General features: G+C 66.5%; 14 protein-coding genes. 2 read left to right on the top strand and 12 right to left on the bottom strand.

What is annotated here, in order from left to right:
• Positions 1-139: 139 nt before the first annotated feature.
• The 6 genes from atpD to OXS49_RS10850 form a co-directional block, all read right to left on the bottom strand.
• Positions 140-1,597 (bottom strand): F0F1 ATP synthase subunit beta, encoded by a 1,458-nt coding sequence (gene atpD, locus OXS49_RS10875; RefSeq protein WP_267424063.1) that lies wholly within the window; start codon positions 1,595-1,597, stop codon positions 140-142.
• A 42-nt stretch (positions 1,598-1,639) separates the two neighbouring features.
• Positions 1,640-2,530 (bottom strand): F0F1 ATP synthase subunit gamma, encoded by an 891-nt coding sequence (locus OXS49_RS10870; RefSeq protein WP_267424061.1) that lies wholly within the window; start codon positions 2,528-2,530, stop codon positions 1,640-1,642.
• Positions 2,531-2,661: 131 nt separating this feature from the next.
• Positions 2,662-4,194: a F0F1 ATP synthase subunit alpha gene (gene atpA, locus OXS49_RS10865; RefSeq protein WP_243916995.1), complete on the bottom strand. Its 1,533-nt coding sequence runs from the start codon at positions 4,192-4,194 to the stop codon at positions 2,662-2,664.
• Positions 4,195-4,248: 54 nt separating this feature from the next.
• A complete protein-coding gene (locus OXS49_RS10860; RefSeq protein WP_267424059.1) occupies positions 4,249-4,821 on the bottom strand; it encodes a F0F1 ATP synthase subunit delta in 573 nt (190 codons plus the stop codon).
• 217 nt (positions 4,822-5,038) lie between these two features.
• Positions 5,039-5,728 carry a DsbA family protein gene (locus OXS49_RS10855; protein WP_267424109.1) on the bottom strand — a complete coding sequence of 230 codons (690 nt, stop codon included), beginning with the start codon at positions 5,726-5,728 and terminating at the stop codon, positions 5,039-5,041.
• Positions 5,729-5,835: 107 nt separating this feature from the next.
• Positions 5,836-6,462: a 2-hydroxychromene-2-carboxylate isomerase gene (locus OXS49_RS10850; RefSeq protein WP_267424057.1), complete on the bottom strand. Its 627-nt coding sequence runs from the start codon at positions 6,460-6,462 to the stop codon at positions 5,836-5,838.
• 199 nt (positions 6,463-6,661) lie between these two features.
• On the opposite strand from OXS49_RS10850, the gene OXS49_RS10845 reads away from it, so the two are divergent.
• The gene (locus tag OXS49_RS10845) at positions 6,662-7,900 is read left to right on the top strand and encodes an argininosuccinate synthase (RefSeq protein ID WP_244000771.1); all 1,239 of its coding nucleotides are present in this window, start codon (positions 6,662-6,664) and stop codon (positions 7,898-7,900) included.
• A gap of 4 nt (positions 7,901-7,904) precedes the next feature.
• Here OXS49_RS10845 and OXS49_RS10840 read toward each other — a convergent pair whose 3' ends face one another.
• Both OXS49_RS10840 and mtgA read right to left on the bottom strand, forming a co-directional pair.
• Entirely contained in the window at positions 7,905-8,555 is a 651-nt protein-coding gene (locus tag OXS49_RS10840) for a hypothetical protein (RefSeq protein ID WP_267424055.1), read from the bottom strand.
• Positions 8,556-8,959: 404 nt separating this feature from the next.
• A complete protein-coding gene (gene mtgA / locus OXS49_RS10835; RefSeq protein WP_244000830.1) occupies positions 8,960-9,610 on the bottom strand; it encodes a monofunctional biosynthetic peptidoglycan transglycosylase in 651 nt (216 codons plus the stop codon).
• A gap of 156 nt (positions 9,611-9,766) precedes the next feature.
• Here mtgA and OXS49_RS10830 point away from each other — a divergent pair, with 156 nt between their 5' ends.
• Entirely contained in the window at positions 9,767-10,738 is a 972-nt protein-coding gene (locus tag OXS49_RS10830) for a polyprenyl synthetase family protein (protein WP_267424053.1), read from the top strand.
• Positions 10,739-10,892: 154 nt separating this feature from the next.
• Here the strand turns inward: OXS49_RS10830 and mmsB are convergent, their stop codons facing one another.
• The 4 genes from mmsB to OXS49_RS10810 all read right to left on the bottom strand — a co-directional run bounded on the left by mmsB (position 10,893) and on the right by OXS49_RS10810 (position 16,073).
• Positions 10,893-12,059: a multiple monosaccharide ABC transporter permease gene (gene mmsB / locus OXS49_RS10825; protein ID WP_267424051.1), complete on the bottom strand. Its 1,167-nt coding sequence runs from the start codon at positions 12,057-12,059 to the stop codon at positions 10,893-10,895.
• 56 nt (positions 12,060-12,115) lie between these two features.
• Positions 12,116-13,651: a multiple monosaccharide ABC transporter ATP-binding protein gene (mmsA, locus tag OXS49_RS10820; RefSeq protein WP_267424049.1), complete on the bottom strand. Its 1,536-nt coding sequence runs from the start codon at positions 13,649-13,651 to the stop codon at positions 12,116-12,118.
• Positions 13,652-13,845: 194 nt separating this feature from the next.
• Complete coding sequence (gene chvE, locus OXS49_RS10815; protein ID WP_267424104.1) at positions 13,846-14,916, bottom strand: multiple monosaccharide ABC transporter substrate-binding protein; 1,071 nt, start codon at positions 14,914-14,916, stop codon at positions 13,846-13,848.
• A 407-nt stretch (positions 14,917-15,323) separates the two neighbouring features.
• Complete coding sequence (locus OXS49_RS10810) at positions 15,324-16,073, bottom strand: SDR family oxidoreductase (protein ID WP_267424047.1); 750 nt, start codon at positions 16,071-16,073, stop codon at positions 15,324-15,326.
• Positions 16,074-16,395: the final 322 nt, after the last annotated feature.

Raw genomic sequence — 16,395 nt, 5'->3', positions numbered from 1 at the left:
TCCCGCATCCGCAACATGCTCTCCTCCCCCTTGCGGGGAGGAGCTGGAGGTGGGGGTGGTACAGAAGGGACCGGATCGCTCAATCCTGTGCCACCCCCACCCCTAACCCCTCCCCACAAGGGGGAGGGGATGCCCGCACTTACGCCGCCTTCAGCTTCTTGGCCTTCTCGTGAGCCTGCTCGATCGTGCCGACCATGTAGAAGGCGGCCTCGGGCAGGTCGTCGTAGTCGCCGTTCACCAAGCCCTTGAAGCCCTTGATGGTGTCCTCTAGCGGCACCTGCACGCCCGGCGAGCCGGTGAACACCTCGGCGACCGAGAAGGGCTGCGAGAAGAAGCGCTCGATCTTGCGGGCGCGGGCCACGGTCAGCTTGTCCTCCTCGGACAGCTCATCCATGCCCAGGATCGCGATGATGTCCTGAAGCGCCTTGTAGCGCTGCAGGGTCTGCTGGACGCGGCGGGCCACATCGTAGTGCTCCTCGCCCAGGATCGCGGGCGAGAGCATGCGCGAGGTCGAGTCCAGCGGATCCACCGCCGGGTAGATGCCCTTCTCGGCGATCGAGCGCGACAGGACGGTCGTGGCGTCGAGGTGGGCGAAGGAGGCGGCAGGCGCCGGGTCGGTCAGATCGTCGGCCGGCACGTAGATGGCCTGCACCGAGGTGATCGAGCCCTTGTTGGTGGTGGTGATGCGCTCCTGCAGGGCGCCCATGTCGGTGGCCAGCGTCGGCTGATAGCCCACCGCCGAGGGGATGCGGCCGAGAAGCGCCGACACCTCGGAGCCCGCCTGCGTGAAGCGGAAGATGTTGTCCACGAAGAACAGCACGTCCTGGCCGTCGTCACGGAACTGCTCCGCGATGGTCAGGCCGGTGAGTGCCACCCGTGAGCGGGCGCCGGGCGACTCGTTCATCTGGCCGTACACCAGGGCGCACTTGGAACCCTCGGCCGAGCCGCCATTCTCCTTCGGGTCCAGGTTCACCTTGGACTCGATCATCTCGTGGTAGAGATCGTTGCCCTCACGGGTCCGCTCGCCCACGCCGGCGAACACCGAGTAGCCCGAGTGCACCTTGGCGATGTTGTTGATCAGCTCCATGATCAGCACGGTCTTGCCGACGCCGGCGCCGCCGAACAGGCCGATCTTGCCGCCCTTGGCGTAGGGGGCGAGCAGGTCAACCACCTTGATGCCGGTGACGAGAATTTGCGCCTCGGTCGACTGGTCGGCGTAGGAGGGGGCCGGCTGGTGAATGGCGCGGTAGGTGTCGGTCACGACCGGACCGGCCTCGTCGATCGGCTCGCCGATGACGTTCATGATCCGGCCGAGCGTGTTCATGCCGACCGGAACCTTGATCGGCTCACCGGTATCGGTGCATTCCTGGCCGCGGGTCAGGCCCTCGGACGTGTCCATCGCGACGCAGCGGACGGTGCTCTCACCAAGCTGCTGGGCCACCTCGAGGACGAGACGGGCGCCGTTGTTCTTGGTCTCCAGGGCGTTCAGGATCTCGGGCAGGTGGCCGCTGAACTGGACGTCGACCACGGGGCCGATGACCTGGATGATCTTGCCGACCTTGCTGGAGCCGGCGCCGGGGAGTGCGGTGTTCGCCATCGTGTACCTACCCTTCAAGCTGTGCGGTCGGGAAACGGCGCCCTAGAGGGCTTCCGCACCCGAGATGATCTCGATGAGTTCTTTGGTGATCATGGCCTGACGCGTGCGGTTGTAGATCAGCGTCTGCTTCTTGATCATCTCGCCCGCGTTGCGGGTGGCCGAATCCATGGCGCTCATGCGCGCGCCCTGCTCGGAGGCGGCGTTTTCCAAAAGCGCCCGGTAGATCTGCACCGTCAGATTCTTCGGCAGCAGCGTCTCCAGGATCGCTTCTTCGGAGGGCTCGAATTCCAGAGCGGCGTTGCCGATGGTGGCCTTCGCGGGGGTGTCGGCCGCGGGCAGCTCCGCCGGGATCAGGCGCTGCGCGGTCGGGATCTGGGAGATGACAGACCGGAACTCGGAATAGAACAGCGTCGCGACGTCGAACTCACCGGCCTCGAAGCGCGTCAGGATCTTGTTGGCGATCTCGGCCGCGAACTCGTAATCGACCGGGCGGTTGCCGCGGATATCCATGCTCTCGACGATCTGATCGCGGTACAGGCGCCGCAACTGGTCGTTGCCCTTCTTGCCGACCGTCATGATCTTGACGGTCTTGCCCGCCGCCGTGAGCTTCAGGATGTGTTCCCGGACCGCCAAGCGGACGATCGAGGAATTGAACGCACCGCACAGGCCGCGGTCGCCGGTGCAGACGACCAAGAGGTGGACCTGCTCGGCACCGGTGCCGGAGAGCAGCTTCGGGGCGCCGACGCCGCCGACCAGATTGCCCGCGAGGTTGCCCAGCACCTGAGACATCTTCTCGGCGAAGGGACGGCCGGCCTCGGCAGCCATCTGCGCCCGGCGCAGCTTGGCGGCGGCGACCATCTGCATGGCCTTGGTGATCTTCTGCGTCGCCTTCACCGAGGTGATGCGGTTGCGCAGGTCCTTCAAACTCGCCATCGGGTGAGGTCCAGGTCCGTTCTATGGGCCTCTCCTTCCCTCAGCGGGAAGGAGCCGGAAGTTCGGGCGGTGCAGGCGGTCGAAGCCCCATGCACCGCCCAAGATCCCTCCCCGAGGGGAGGGGCCTCACATCAGGCGATCGACTTGACCACACCCTCGACCACGCTCTTCAGCTTGCCGGCGTTCTCGTCCGACAGGTCCTTGGAGGTGGCGATGGCGTCCAGCAGATCCTTATGCTTCGTGCGCAGCGTGCTCAGCAAGCTGTCCTCGAAGGGGCGGATCTTGGCGACCGGAAGCTTGTCCAGGTAGCCGTTGACGCCCGCGTAGATCACCGCAACCTGCTCTTCCATCTTCAGCGGCGAGAATTGCGGCTGCTTCAGGAGCTCGGTGAGCCGCGAGCCGCGGTTTAGGAGCTGCTGGGTCGAGGCGTCGAGATCGGAGCCGAACTGCGCGAAGGCCGCCATCTCGCGGTACTGCGCCAGCTCGCCCTTGATCTTGCCGGCGACCTTCTTCATCGCCTTCGTCTGGGCCGAGGAGCCCACCCGCGAGACCGAGAGGCCGACGTTCACCGCCGGGCGGATACCCTGGTAGAACAGGTCGGTCTCGAGGAAGATCTGGCCGTCGGTGATCGAGATCACGTTGGTCGGGATGTAGGCCGAGACGTCGTTGGCCTGGGTCTCGATGACCGGGAGCGCGGTCAGCGAGCCGTTGCCGGCGGCGTCGCCCATCTTGGCGGCGCGCTCCAGCAGGCGGCTGTGGAGGTAGAACACGTCGCCCGGGTAAGCCTCGCGGCCCGGCGGGCGGCGCAGCAGCAGCGACATCTGGCGGTAGGCCACGGCCTGCTTGGACAGATCGTCATACACGATCACCGCGTGCATGCCGTTGTCGCGGAAGTACTCGCCCATGGCGCAGCCGGCGAACGGCGCGATGAACTGCATCGGCGCGGCGTCCGAGGCGGTGGCCGCGATGACGATGGAGTATTCCATCGCACCCTGATCTTCCAGAACCTTCACGAACTGGGCGACCGTCGAGCGCTTCTGGCCGATGGCGACGTAGATGCAGAAGAGCTTCGCCTTCTCGTCGCCGCCTGCGGCGTGGCCCGGCTTCTGGTTGAGGATCGTGTCGAGGGCGATGGCGGTCTTGCCGGTCTGACGGTCGCCGATGATCAGCTCGCGCTGGCCGCGGCCGACCGGGATCAGGGCGTCGATCGCCTTCAGGCCCGTGGCCATCGGCTCATGCACCGACTTGCGCGGAATGATGCCCGGGGCCTTCACGTCGACCCGGCGACGCTCGGTGGACTGGATCGGGCCCTTGCCGTCGATCGGGTTGCCGAGACCGTCGACCACGCGGCCGAGCAGTCCCTTGCCGACCGGCACGTCCACGATGGCGCCGGTGCGCTTGACGGTCTGGCCTTCCTTGATCTCGCGGTCGGAGCCGAAGATCACGATGCCGACGTTGTCCTGCTCGAGGTTCAGGGCCATGCCCCGGACGCCCGACTCGAACTCGACCATCTCGCCGGCCTGGACGTTGTCGAGACCGTAGGCGCGGGCGATGCCGTCGCCGACGGACAGGACCTGTCCGACCTCGGACACCTCGGCCTCCTCACCGAAGTTCTTGATCTGCTCTTTCAGGATCGCGGAGATCTCGGCGGCGCGGATGTCCATACTCGGGCCTCTGTCGCTAAAGCGTCTATGAGTGTTCGGGTCGGATGGGGGCGCTTACGGCGCAGCCCGCATCGCGAGGCGGATACCGTTGAGCTTGGTCCTGAGCGAGGCGTCGACCATGCGCGAGCCCATCTTCACGATGAGGCCGCCGATCAGGCTCGGATCGACCACGAGGTCGACATCGACCTCGGCCTTGGCGATGTCGCGCAGGGACGCTTTGATCTCCTCGATCACGGTGTCGGACGGCTTTTCGGCCACCCGCACCTCGGCGCGGACGATGCCCTTCGAATCCTGCACCAGGGCACGGAACGCGGCGATCATATCGGGCAGCGCGAAGAGCCTGCGGTTCGACGCCGCCAGCCGGATGAAGTTTCCGGCGAGCCCGCCGATCCCGGCCTTATCGAGCACGGCGACGATGGCGCCCGCCTGCTCCTCGGCGCTGAAGACCGGGCTGCGGACGAGGCGACGGAGATCCGCGCTCTCCTTCAGCAGCGTGTCAAAGCGATTGAGGGACTCGGCGACCGCGTCGACCTGGCGCTCGTCGCGCGCGAGTTCGAACAGGGCGGAAGCGTACCGGCCCGCCACGCCTGCGACCAGGGGACCAGCCTCGGAACCGTTCTGCGCCACCCGTCGCTCTCTTCTCTGGTTGCCCGCCCGCTCCGCGCGCTCCGGCAGGAGCGCGGTGCGTGACCGTTCGGGACGTGGGATCGCGCCGGCAGCGGACAGGGTCGAGAACCATCCTCGCGGCGCGGCGACCGCCTAGCATGCCAGCATGGCCGCGCGCAACACGGCAGGCGCGTCTCGCAGCGCGTGAGGACGGCAGAAGTGTGACGCAGGCCCCGTCTCAGCAGGCCAGCCGGTCGCAGCGCCGCATGCTGGCGATCATCTTCGCCAGGGCACGGGCGCCCGGATGACCGAGGATGCCGCTGTTTCCGAGTACGTAGGAGGGCGTGGCATAGAGCCCGAGATCAGCGGCCATGCGCATCTGGCTCTTGAGCGCCATGCGCACCTCCTCGCTGTCGGCAATCTCCTCGACTTCCGCCTGCGGGATCCCAAGGGCAGCCGCGGCCGTCAGCGCACCCGGCCCGTCGATGCGGCCGGGCTTGCCCAGCAGCGTCCGATAGAAGCCCCAGGCGGCCTCCGAACCCAGCCTGCGCTGGACCGCCAGCATCACCTTGGCGGCCTGCGCCGATTGCGGCGACAGAATCGGATTGTGGACAAGCCCGATCCGCAATTCGCCGTCGCTGCCGTGCAGCGCCACCATGTCGGCGGCGGCCTTCCGGCAATACGGGCAGTTGAAATCGTAGAACTCGTAGAGCGTGGTCCCGGCCTCGCGCGGTCCGACATAGGTGACGCCGCGCAGGGCAGAAATCTGGCCGGTGATCTCGCCGGGCAGGATCGTGTTGGCGACCGCCCGTCCGTCGTCGCCGGTGACGGCGACGCGCTGCCCATAGGATTGCGCGGCCGCATGGCCGAGACCGGAACCCAGCGCGGCACCAGCGGCTGCGATGAAAAGACGTCGGGAGACCGGCATGGGGTTCGTCCAGGGCATCACGGGTCCGCCCGGACCTTGCCGGGGCAGGCCTGAGCGAAACCAGGGGCTCGCGTCGGTTTGATGGCCGAACCGCGTGAATACGCGGCCTACCGTAAGCCCTTCGGCCGGTCACCCGCCGCCCAGGCCAGGGCCTGCTCCAGCCGGTCGTTGCCCCAGAACAGCTCACCGTCGTCGACCAGGAAGGTCGGCGCCCCGTAGATGCCGCGCGAACGCGCCTCCTCGACGTTGACGCGGAGCTTGGTCTTGTTGGCCTCCGCGGCGGCGGCGCGCACGGTCTGGGTGCCGTCGAGGCCGAGCGTGTCGAGGATCTCGGCGACTGCCACAGGCTCCGCGATGGAACGGCCCTCGGCGAAACTCGCGGTGAACACCGCCTTCGAGAAGGGCACCAGCCAGTCCTGATCCTGGCCGAGCACGGCGACGCGCACGGCGCTCAGGCTGTTCTGTGGGAATTGCGCGGGCTTCGTCAGCGGCGGCAGGCCGAGGCGCGCGGCCTCGCGCTCCACGTCACGCCACATGTTCTTGCCCTTGGCCGCGTAGAGATTGAACGGCGAGGTGGTCCAGCCCTGGGAGGCAAAGAGCGGCCCGACCAGGAACGGCCGCCACCGGATCGCCACATCGGCCTCCGCGGCCGCCGCCTCGACGCGCATCGCCGCGAGATACGAGTAGGTCGAGGCGAATTCGTACCAGAACTCCAGAATCGGCTGGCGCGCCATAGACTTCGCTTCTCCGAATGCACTTTCGCGGCGGTGATCACAGGCAACGCCCGCGCCGTTTTTCCACGGCCGCAAGGCCGCCGTGAGGCGAAACGCGGCCGATCCTTCGGCAAAGGCTACGCGCCAAGCGGCACGCCGGTTGCAGGCCAATCCCACCCGCGATAAGCGGCACAAGCCCTCTCCCAGTTCCGGAAGCCGCATGTCCGTTCCCGCGAAGAGCCCCGTGAAGAAGGTCGTGCTGGCCTATTCCGGGGGGCTCGACACATCGATCATCCTGAAGTGGCTGCAGACCACCTACGGCTGCGAGGTCGTGACCTTTACGGCCGATCTCGGCCAGGGCGAGGAGCTGGAGCCGGCCCGGCGCAAGGCCGAGCTGCTCGGCATCAAGCCCGAGAATATCTACATCGAGGACCTGCGCGAGGAATTCGTCCGCGACTACGTCTTCCCGATGTTCCGAGCCAACGCCGTCTACGAGGGCGTCTATCTTCTCGGCACCTCGATCGCCCGGCCGCTGATTGCCAAGAAGCAGATCGAGATCGCCGAGCGCGTCGGGGCCGATGCGGTCTGCCACGGCGCCACCGGCAAGGGCAACGATCAGGTCCGGTTCGAGCTCGGCTACTACGCCCTGAAGCCGGACGTGACGGTGATCGCACCCTGGCGCGAGTGGGACCTGCGCTCCCGGGAGCAGCTCATCGCCTTCGCCGAGCAGCACCAGATCCCGATCGCCAAGGACAAGCGCGGCGAGAGTCCGTTCTCGGTGGACGCCAACCTCCTGCATGCCTCATCCGAAGGCAAGGTGCTGGAGGATCCAGCGGTCGAGGTGCCGGATTACGTCTACTCGCGCACCCTCTCTCCCGAGGAGGCGCCCGACCAGCCGACGGTCATCACGATCGGGTTCGAGCGGGGCGACGCGGTTTCGATCGACGGCGAGGCGCTGTCCCCCGCGAACCTGCTGGCGAAGCTGAACGAGCTGGGCCACGCCAACGGCATCGGCCGGCTCGATCTCGTGGAGAACCGCTTCGTCGGCATGAAGAGCCGCGGCATGTACGAGACGCCGGGCGGCTCGATCCTGCTGCCCGCCCACCGGGCCATCGAGTCGATCACCCTCGATCGCGGCGCCGCGCACCTCAAGGATCAGCTCATGCCGCAATACGCGGAGTTGATCTACAACGGCTTCTGGTTCTCGCCGGAGCGCGAGATGATCCAGGCGTTGATCGACCGGAGCCAGGAGAAGGTCACCGGCACGGTGCGGCTGAAGCTCTACAAGGGCGGCATCCACGTGATCGGCCGCGAGAGCCCGCACTCGCTCTACGACCAGGATCTCGTGACCTTCGAGGAAGGCGCCGTGGCTTACGACCACCGCGACGCGGCGGGCTTCATCAAGCTCAACGCGCTGCGGTTGCGGACCCTGGCGCAGCGCAAGAAGCGCGAAGGCTGAGGCGTCAGGCCGGCTTCCAGACCGCGGGTGATCCCGCGCACTGGAAGTCGCCCGGCCCGAGATCGGCATACCGCAAAAAAATCTGGAGGGCCGGCTGCATCTCACGGTGGAGCCGGACCTGATGCCTCTCCGCGTCCTCGTCGTCGTTGGCCGCCACCTCCGGTACCGCCGCGAGATGGCGGCCCATGGCGGCGGTGTAGGTGTCTCCGACACCATAGGGCCGGGCCGGATCCACCCGCGGTACGTCCCCCGCCGGATCCCAGTCGAAGGCGAGATGCGGGATCAGTGCGAGGTGCTCGGCGGTCACCGCGAAGGTGATGTGCTCCGGCGTCTCGCCCGTCTGCGCATCCCGGAAGACATCGCCGACCGTACCGTGGTCGAGCTTCGCCAGACCGTTGTGATACTGGTAGCGGCCGGGCTTCAGCTGCGCGTTCTGGACGAACACCGCCAGCCCCTTTTCCAGCGCGCGATGCTCATCCGCGGCCCCCTCGTCGTCGCCGGTGACGTTGGCGATGTCGCCGTCCCGGTCGAGGCTGCCGTAGGGGGCATCCGGATGAATGGTCGGCGCGCCCGGCTCGGCGCCGCCCCAGGCTACGACCATGCGGCGGAGCAAGGCGATGCGCTCCAGGGTCAGGTCGTAGACGGCGTCGCTCATGGGTGTCGGCTCTGGCTTCGGTTCTGGCGCATGTCTTACAGACCGGTTTCGGCGGCTGCTACCGCCGCCGGCCGTTGTTTCCGTCGCGGTTCTTCCAGCAACCGGCGTTTCGTTTCTCGGGTTGAGACGACGTTTGCCGTGCCGGTCCGAGCCGGGCCACCGAATTCCCGGTCGCCCCGCACGTCTCTCGTTCAAGCCCTATTGGCTCCTCCTAGTGCTCTGACGCATTCACCTCGTTCATGCGAGTGAGCACGAGTTCTTTGGTTTTGTATCAATTTTTCCAGACTCGGCTGACGCCCCCGTCTGGATCGATGCACTAGTCCGCCCGGTGAGCGGTCTCATCCGGCGGCGCATGCTCGCCGCGATCAAGCGAGACAGCGCGCGTCCTTCGAGCCCGGGACAGGTCATCGCCGCAGGCAGCCCGTAAGTCCCTCCACCTGACCCATCATGGCCTGGATCCGCGCGGCGCGGCGGCGCACGCCGGGGGAGGGACGTCCGGCGCTGCGCAGGATCGGGTTCGGCAGGACGGCGGCCAGAAGCGCGGCCTCGCCTCGGCTCAGGCGACTCGCATCCTTGCCGAACCAGTGCCGGCTCGCAGCCTGGGCGCCGTAGATCCCGTCGCCCCACTCGGCAACATTCAAATAAATCTCCATCATGCGCCGCTTGCCCCAAAGGGTGTCGAGGGCAAACGCCAGCGGGATCTCGACCGCCTTGCGGATGTAGGAGCGGCCGGGCCAGAGGAAGACGTTCTTCACCGTCTGCATCGCGATGGTGGAGGCGCCGCGGCTCGGCGAATCCTCGTCCTCCACCACATCGCGGATTGCCGAGACATCGACGCCGTGATCGAGGCAGAAACGCTGATCTTCGGAGGCGATCACAGCCAGCACCAGGGCCGGGGCGATGCCGGACAGTGGAACCGGATCGCGGCTGACCGGCTGAAGCGTCAACCACCGACCCAGCATCAGGGTCGACGGCGGCATCACCGCGCTATAGACGAGCGCCAGACCCAGCACGAGGACGAAACCGATGGCGGGGAGCAGCAGCAGCGTCCCCACGATCTGCCGGACCCGGCGGGAGCGCCGCGGGCGGGCGCGCGGAAGATTGCGTTCCGCCGCCCCCGCCATGCTGCCCACCCCGCTCACCGCGATTTCGTTCCCGTACAACTGACACTCGATTGGTTTTCGCAAGGCCAGGACCGGACGTAGCGCCCGATGACCCCGACATCCTCAACGCAGGCCCCGACCGGTTCGGTCAAGGCTGGCACGCAAGCCGTCGAGTTTACCCACAGGTTGACTGAGGTCGCCGGGACGGTCGAGACCTTCCTGGTGGAGCGCCTCGGCCCGGAGGTCGGCCCCGGTGAGATCGCCCGGCCGCCCCGCCTGATGGCGGCGATGCGCCACGCGGTTTTGGGCGGCGGCAAGCGCCTGCGCCCGTTCCTCGCGATCGAGACCGCCCGGATGCTCGGCGGTTCCGAAGCGGCGGCGTTGGCGGCCGGCGCCGGGATCGAGCTGGTGCATTGCTACAGCCTCGTCCACGACGACCTGCCCGCCATGGACGACGACGATATGCGCCGCGGCAAGCCGACGGTTCACAAGGCCTACGACGAGGCCACCGCGATCCTGGTCGGCGACTCACTTCAGACCCTGGCCTTCGAGATCGTGGCCGACCCGACCTGGCAGCCGGATGCGCGGATCCGGGCCGACCTCGTGCTCGGTCTCGCCCGGGCCTCGGGCCTCGGCGGCATGGTGGGCGGCCAGCTCCTCGACCTGACCGCCGAGGGCCGGTTCGGCGCGGCCAACATGGACGTGGACGACACCCTGCGGATGCAGGCGATGAAGACCGGCGCGATCCTGGCCTTCTCGGTGGAGGCCGGCGCGATCGTGGGCGGTGCCGACGAGGGCCAGCGCGCGGCCCTGGTGCGCTACGGCCTCGCCCTCGGGCAGGCCTTCCAGATCGCCGACGACATCCTCGACCGCGAGGCGTCCCCCGAGGCGATGGGCAAGGCCACCGGCAAGGACAAGGACGCCGGCAAGGCGACGCTGGTCGACCGCCTCGGCATCGACGGCGCGCGGGCCGAATGCGACCGCCTCGTCGGCGTCTGCGAGGACGCGGTCGGTTCCTGGGGCGAGAAGGCCCGCATCCTGCGGGACGCCGCCCGGTTCACGGTGGCGCGCAAGACCTGAGTATGGTTTCGAAAGGTCGAGAATTTCGCGGGTCCAGGGCAGAGCCCTGCAGAATAGCTTAGGGCTCTGCTCTGAGCACCCGCCAAGAGGCTGAGCCCTTTGGAATCCCGGAATCATCGTTCGAGCGGCGCCGACCGTGCCGGCGCCCGCCCGATCAGGCCTTGTTCTTGTTGTAGACGTCGAGACAGACGGCGGCGAGCAGCACGATCCCCTTGATCACCTGCTGGTAGTCAACGCCGATGCCCATAATCGACATGCCGTTGTTCATCACCCCGATGATGAAGGCGCCGATCACCACGCCCGAGACCTTGCCGATGCCGCCGGAGGCCGAGGCGCCGCCGATGAAGCAGGCCGCGATCACGTCGAGTTCGAAGCCCACGCCCGCCTTTGGAGTCGCGGTGTTGAGCCGGGCGGCGAAGATCATCCCGGCGAGGCCCGCCAGCGCGCCCATATTGGCGAAGGTCAGGAAGGTGAGCCGCTCGGTCTTGATACCGGAGAGCCGCGCCGCCTTGAGGTTGCCGCCGAGCGCGTAGATCCGCCGCCCGATCGTGGTCCGCGTCGTGGCGAAGCGGTAGAGCATCACCAGCACGAACATCACGAGCAGCACGTTCGGCAGGCCGCGATAGGCACTCATCTGGTAGGCGAAGGCGAGGATCACGATGGTGGTCACGCCGTTCCGGAAGATGAAGGAGGCCCAGGAATCCGCCTCCCCGCCGTTGCGGACCCGCGCCACGCGGCGGCGCCAGTTCAGGCTGACCAGGATCAGCGATAGGGCGACCGCGATCAGCAGCGCTGTCCAGGGGCCGGCGAAATTGGTGAGGAATCCCTTGGAGAGGAGCTGGAATACCTCCGGGAACGGGCCAATCGAAGCGCCCTGCAGAAGGGCCAGCGTCATGCCGCGAAACACCAGCATGCCGGCCAGCGTCACGATGAAGCTCGGGATGCCGAGATAGGCCACGAAGTAGCCCTGCAGGCCTCCGATGGCGGCGCCCACGGCCAGGCATATGATCGTCGCAGTGAGCGGATCGAAGCCGAACCGGACCATCAACATGGCCGCGAGCGCGCCGACAAGGCCGACCACCGAGCCGATCGACAGGTCGATATGGCCCGCCACGATGATGAGGAGCATCCCCAGCGCCATCACCACGACATAGCTGTTCTGCAGGATGAGATTGGTGAGGTTCAGCGGCTGGAACAGCACGCCGCCGGTCGTGTACTCGAAGAACAGGGTGATGACCGCGAGCGCGAAGACCAGCCCGTAGTCGCGCAGCTGCGCCATCGACAGAAAGCCCCGCTGAACACGGGACGCATTGGCAGACATGGAGGCGGAACGTCCTTCTGTGGCCGGGATCATGGGCTTGCTCACGGGGATATCGGTCATCCGTTCAGGTCCTTGGAGCGCATGATCGCGCGCATGATCGCCTCCTGGCTGGCCTCCTCGCGCTGGAATTCACCCACGAAGCGCCCCTCGTTCATCACGTAGATCCGGTCGCACAGGCCGAGCAGCTCGGGCATCTCGGACGAGATCACCAGCACGCCCCGGCCCTCGTCGGCCAGCTCATTGATGATGCTGTAGATTTCGTACTTGGCGCCGACATCGATGCCGCGCGTCGGCTCGTCCAGAATCAGCACCTTGGGCTGGGTGAACAGCCACTTGCTCAGCACGACCTTCTGCTGATTGCCGCCCGACAGGTTCACCGTCTGCTGCGCCACGCCGAAGGAGCGGATCCGCATCTTGCTCCGGTAGCCGCTGGCGACCCGGTGCTCCGCGTCCTCATCGATCACCGTGGCCTTGGATACGCCCGGCAGGTTGGCCAGCGTGGTGTTCTTGGCGATGTCTTCGCCCAGGACGAGACCAAGCTGCTTGCGGTCCTCGGTGACGTAGGCGATCCCCGCGGCGATCGCCTTCTCGATCGTCGAGACGTCGACGTCCGCGCCGTCGATCCGCACGGTACCACTGATGCCCTGCCCGTAGGAGCGCCCGAAGAGGCTCATGGCGAGCTCGGTCCGGCCCGAGCCCATCAGGCCGGCGATCCCGACGATCTCGCCCCGGCGTACGGTCAGGTTGACCCCGCGCACCATTGTCCGGTCGGGATGGATCGGGTGGTGGGCCGTCCAGTCCCGGACCTCCATCAGAACGTCGCCGATCTTCGGCTCACGCACCGGATAGCGGTTCGCCATCGTGCGACCGACCATGCCGCGGATGATGCGGTCCTCGTCCACCGCCTCGCTCCGGCAATCGAGTGTCTCGACGGTGGTGCCGTCGCGCAGGACGGTGATCCGGTCGGCGACCTTCGAGATCTCGTTGAGCTTGTGCGAGATCAAGATCGACGCGATGCCCTGATCCTTGAAGCGCAGGAGCAGCTGCAGCAGCGCCTCGCTGTCGGTCTCGCTCAGACTCGCGGTCGGCTCGTCGAGAATAAGCAGCTTGACCTTCTTGGACAGCGCCTTGGCGATCTCCACGAGTTGCTGCTTGCCGACGCCCAGATGCGTCACCAGCGTATCGGGGTTCTCGTCGAGCCCCACGATGGCCATCACCTCACGGGATCGGGTGTAGACGCGATCCTGGTCGATGATGCTGAAGCGGGCCGGCTCGTTGCCGAGGAAGATGTTCTCGGCGATCGACAGGAACGGCACCAGCGCGAGTTCCTGGTGGATGATCACGATCCCCAAGCGCTCGCTGTCGGAGATGTCCCGGAAGTGGCCCGGGCGGCCCTCGTAGACGATCTCGCCCTCATAGGAGCCGTGCGGATAGACGCCGCTCAGCACCTTCATGAGCGTCGACTTGCCGGCGCCGTTCTCGCCGACAAGGGCATGAATCTCGGCGGGCGCGACGGTGAGGTTGACGTCGCTGAGGGCCTTGACGCCGGGGAACGACTTGGAGATCCCCCGCATTTCGAGGACGGGCTGCATGCGACTCTTTCCGGCTCGGTCTGCGTCGCGTCGTTCCCCCCTGCAGCGGCGATGGGAACGACGCGAAATCCTTGATTTGACGCACGCTCACGCCGCACCGGCGTCCGGTTCGGCGGAAAGCGCTTCGGATGGGACCGCACCGGCGCGACGCCGGCGCAGGATCGAAAGGGCCGGCATCCCCGGCCCCGCGGCGCTTACTTCAGCTGGTCAGGGGTGTAGTAGCCCGAGTCGACCAGAACTGGCTTCCAGTTGTCCTTGGTCACGATCACCGGTGTCAGCAGGTAAGACGGGACGACCTTCTTGCCGTTGTTGTAGGTCTTCGTATCGTTGACCTCGGGTTGCTTGCCGGACTCGATGGCGTCGATCATCGCCACCGTCACCTTCGCGAGCTCGCGGGTGTCCTTGAAGATCGTCGCGGTCTGCTCGCCCGCGATGATCGACTTGACCGATTGCAGTTCGGCGTCCTGACCGCTGACCACGGGCAGCTTCTGATTGCCGGAACCGTAGCCGACGCTCTTCACCGACGAGATGATGGCCGTCGAGATACCGTCATAGGGCGACAGCACCGCGTCGAGGCGGGCGTTGCCGTAATAGGCGGAGAGCAGGTTATCCATCCGGGCCTGGGCGGTCGCCGGGTCCCAACGCAGGGTCGAGACCTTGTCCATGCCGAACTGGCCGGAGCGCACGACGAGCTTCTTCGAATCGATGTAAGGCTTCAGCACCGACATGGCGCCGTCGTAGAAAAAGTATGCGTTATTGTCGTCGGGCGATCCGCCGAACAGCTCGATATTGAACGAGCCCTTGCCGTCCTTGAGGCCCAGCGCATCGACGATTGAAGTCGCCTGCTGCACCCCAACCTTGAAGTTGTCGAACGTGGCGTAATAATCAACGTTGGGCGTTCCCTTGATCAGGCGATCGTAGGCAATCACCTTCACGCCGCGCTCGGCCGCTTTCGACAGGACGTCACCGAGGGTTGTCCCATCAATCGATGCAACGACCAAGAGCTTCACGCCCTTCGTCAGCATGTTCTCGATCTGGGCAAGCTGGGTCGGGATGTCATCGTCCGCGTATTGCAGGTCCGGCTTGTAGCCCTTCGCCTGGAGCAGCTTCACGATGTTGTTGCCGTCATCGATCCAGCGCTGAGACGACTTCGTCGGCATGGCAACCCCGATCGGGTCGCCGCCCGCGGCCTGGGCCGACGATAAGGCACTCCCGAGGAGCGCGGCCCCGAGGATCAGCTGGCGTAACGTCTGCTTGGCGAACATGACTCCCCCTTGTTTATCGTGCGGCAGTACAAGGCTTTTTGCGCCTTTTGCCACCGTGTTCCATCACCATCGGCGAGAATCCGAATCATAACCAATTATGCTTTAAGCATAGATCTGACACGGATCGACGCTATCCATCTCCAGTATTTGAAGTGGATATTGATAATCTGCCGATGTGCTGAATTCTATCAAGCGCGGATAGCGATCGTTTGCGGAATCACCGCGAAGTGGACGCCGAGGTGGCGGAATTCCTTATCCCAGCGTGTGAACGGGTTCGACCCCATCCGTTCTTCGTTGCTGAATTTGTATGAGTTATAGAACGGGACGTCAATCGTGTGCGCGGGGGCAGGCCGCGCTGCATCTGGGAATGCACAGCGAAGGCGGAGAGGCGGCTGCGGCCGCCAGGCTCAGCCGCGTCCGACGAACGGCATCTTGGTGGCCATGATCGTCATGAACTGCACGTTGGTGTCGAGCGGCAGGCTCGCCATGGTGAGCACCGTCTGGCCGACATGGGCGGGATCCATCACCGCCTCGGCCCGCAGCGAGCCGTCCGCCTGGGGAACCCCGGCCTTCATCTTGCCGCCCATAGGCGTGTCGGCATTGCCGATATCGATCTGCCCGCAGGCGATGTCGTAGGCACGGCCGTCCAGCGAAGTCGCCTTGGTCAGGCCGGTCACCGCATGCTTGGTCGCCGTGTAGGCGATCGAGTTCGGCCGCGGGGCGTGGGCCGAGATCGAGCCGTTGTTGATGATCCGGCCGCCACGCGGATCCTGGTCGCGCATGATCCGGAAGGCGTGCTGGGTGCACAGGAACAGGGCGGTGAGATTGGTATCGACCACCTGGCGCCACGTCTCGAGCGGCAGATCCTCCAGGGGCACCGGCGGCGCGCCGATGCCGGCATTGTTGAAGAGGAGATCGAGGCGGCCGTACTGCGCCCGGGTGCGGGCGAACAGGTCGGCGATCGAATCGGGGTCGGTCACGTCGGTGGGCACCACCAGCGACCGGTCTCCCCCGATCTCGGCCGCCACTTCTTCGAGGGGCGCCGGCCGCCGACCCGAGAGCACCACGTGCCACCCGGCGCCGGCGAGCGCCACGGCGGCGGCCCGGCCGACTCCGGTTCCGGCTCCGGTCACGATTGCGATCCGATTGCCCGCCATGGATGCCTCCCGCTTCTGTGTCACGGCGCTGTACCGGATGGCGGCGCCAGCGCGAAGGGATCGGCATGTCAGAGGCGGCGCGCGGTTACATGTGGGACGGTCGGTATCGCGCCCGGGGATACGTGCTGCACATCGGAACCGGACAGCGGCGTCCGTGTTTCGAGCCCCCGTCGTCTTGACCGCGAGCGCTAACGGCCTCCTTTCGGGGCTAGACACTCGAATGGCGCTCAAGTCAGTCGAAGGCAGGTCAAATCCAGTGGAGATCGGGAAGAAGAGACGGTGGATGATGGCCGAACGGCCCGAAGCGATCCACGGAGCGGGG

Origin of the sequence: Methylobacterium sp. GC_Met_2, from assembly GCF_026540795.1 — a bacterium.
Classification (GTDB): Bacteria; Pseudomonadota; Alphaproteobacteria; order Rhizobiales; family Beijerinckiaceae; genus Methylobacterium.
Note: the sequence above shows the minus strand (reverse complement) of the source record. Positions and strands in the feature narration are given on the sequence as shown.